This is a genomic window from Micromonospora sp. C51 (assembly GCF_018070435.1).
GTDB lineage: Bacteria > Actinomycetota > Actinomycetes > Mycobacteriales > Micromonosporaceae > Micromonospora > Micromonospora sediminimaris.
In genome coordinates, this window is record NZ_JAGPXQ010000103.1 from 1 (window position 1) to 411 (window position 411).

1 protein-coding gene is annotated in these 411 nt (G+C 67.6%); it reads right to left on the minus strand.

Annotation, left to right across the window (positions count from 1 at the left end):
• The coding region (locus KBX50_RS33925) for a hypothetical protein (RefSeq protein WP_210941671.1) at positions 1-411 on the minus strand (411 nt) is incomplete at both ends.

Consider the following 411-nt stretch of genomic DNA (forward strand, 5'->3'; position numbering starts at 1 on the left):
GGTCGGCGGCCTGCTGTTCCCACTGGGCGTAGTGGTCCGGGTAGGCCGACACCTGCACCGTCTGCGCGGCCTGGGTCAGCGGCATGTCCTGCCAGCCGTCGACCTGCTTCAACCCCTTCAGGAACGCCAGGGTCGAGTATTCGGGGTCGGTGATCTGCTCCACCGTGCCCCAGCCCGACGACGGGCGCTGCTGGAACAGGCCCTGCGAGTCGTGGTCGTTGCGGTCACCGAGGTGACCCAGGTTCTCCAGCTTCGACTCCTGCAGGGCGGTGGCGATCGACACCACCGCGGCCCGCTCGTCCATGCCGGCCTTCTTCGTCGCCGCGATGATCGCCTTCACATTCGCGATCTGCTCGTCGTTCAACTCGATCGTCGACTGGTTGGCCGGGGCGCCGTGCGGCAGCAACTTGC